General features: G+C 59.9%; 1 protein-coding gene. It reads right to left on the reverse strand.

All coding sequences use genetic code 11. The annotated features are described in order from the left end of the window. The coding region (locus ISP18_RS00095; protein ID WP_404559222.1) for a non-ribosomal peptide synthetase at nt 1–1,640 on the reverse strand (1,640 nt) is incomplete at both ends.

Raw genomic sequence — 1,640 nt, forward strand, 5'->3', positions numbered from 1 at the left:
AGGAATTCAATCTGACCGTCCGGCAGGTAACGCGCCAGATCGCCGCTGCGGTACATGCGTGCACCGGGCTCCGTGGCAAACGGATCGGTCAGAAAGCGCTCGGCGGTCAGCTCGGGACGGTTCCAGTAGCCGCGAGCGACACCCGCGCCACCGATGTACAACTCACCCGCAGCACCCCGCAGCACCGGTGCCCCATGCTCATCCAACAGGTAAATGCGAGCATTGGCAATCGGACGGCCAATCGGAATGCGTATTTGCTGATTCTCAATCGTCCTGACGTCCAAAGCGGTGACGAACTGCGTAGTCTCCGTGGGCCCGTAGGTCTGTATTAGATGCTCGGGTGGTTGCGCGCTCAGAATTCGGCGCAATGAAGGTACGTCGGCAACATCTCCGCCCGTGATCAAATAGCGAAGTCTTGGAAACCGGGTGGCGATGGTTTCCGCATACGCGCGCAGCAATCCCGCAACCAGGATGAGTACCGTCACTCGTTCCATGCGCAGAAGATTCGTGAGCGCCTCCGGATCGAGCAGCACCGGCTCCCGAACCACCACGATGCTTGCCCCGCGAAGCAACGGTGCCCAAACTTCAAATGTCGATGAATCGAAGGACGGATTCGACGCAAATGCGATCCGGTCATTCGCGTCCAGCTGAGCATATGCCTTGTTCAGAACCAGATTGATTACCGAGTGATGCGATATGACCACGCCCTTGGGTTTGCCTGTCGATCCGGAGGTGTACATCAAATAAGCGGATTCGCGCGCGCCCTGCATGATCGGAGGATTGGCTTCGGGGAGCTTACAAGCGAGAACCACTGTGATAGCCACCACCGGCACATCGGTGATCAGCCCTTCGCTCGTTTCGTCCTGTATCAACACCAGACGTGCTTCGCAGTCGGTGACTACCCATGATTTCCTGACAGCGGGAATCTGCGGATCGATCGGCACGTACGCCGCGCCCGCTTTGAGGATGGCGATTTGCGCGATGATGATCGCTGCCCCGCGCTCCAGTACGGTTGCCACATGGTCTTTGGGCTTGATCCCTTGCGCAATCAAATAATGCGCGAGCCGGTTAGCCTGGGTATTGAGTTCGGCATAGCTCAAGCTCTGCCCGTCGAACACCACCGCCACAGCATGGGGCGTCTTGGCGGCCTGTTCCTCAAACAGTTGATGGACACAGCAGTCGGTCGGGTAGGGTGCCGCGGTGCGGTTCCAGGTGTGCAGCAGCAGCTCGCGTTCAGCGGGAGGCAGCAGATCGATACGCGCCACCGGCTGGTTCGCGTCCGCTACCATGGCTTCCAGCAGTCGCAACAGGTAGCCGCGGTGACGTTCGATGGTCGTAGCATCGAACAGCGCCGTGGCATAGCTGAAGCGCCCGACAATTCCGTCGGCCGACTCGGAAAGAATGAGATCCAGGTCGAACTTGACCGCGCTCAACGGCCCGCCTGCCGCCTGGATCTGCAATCCCGGCAGTTCGAGCACTGGCTCCTCATTGTTCAGCCAGTTAAACATGACCTGGAACAGTGGGGTGTAGGCCAGTTGCCGCGATGGCTGGACGATCTCCACCACCTGCTCGAAGGGCAGGTCCTGATGATCCTGCGCCGCCAGGACGGTCTGGCGCACGCGTCCCAGCAGATCGGCGAC

Source organism: Dyella humi, assembly GCF_044904605.1.
GTDB lineage: Bacteria > Pseudomonadota > Gammaproteobacteria > Xanthomonadales > Rhodanobacteraceae > Dyella_B > Dyella_B humi.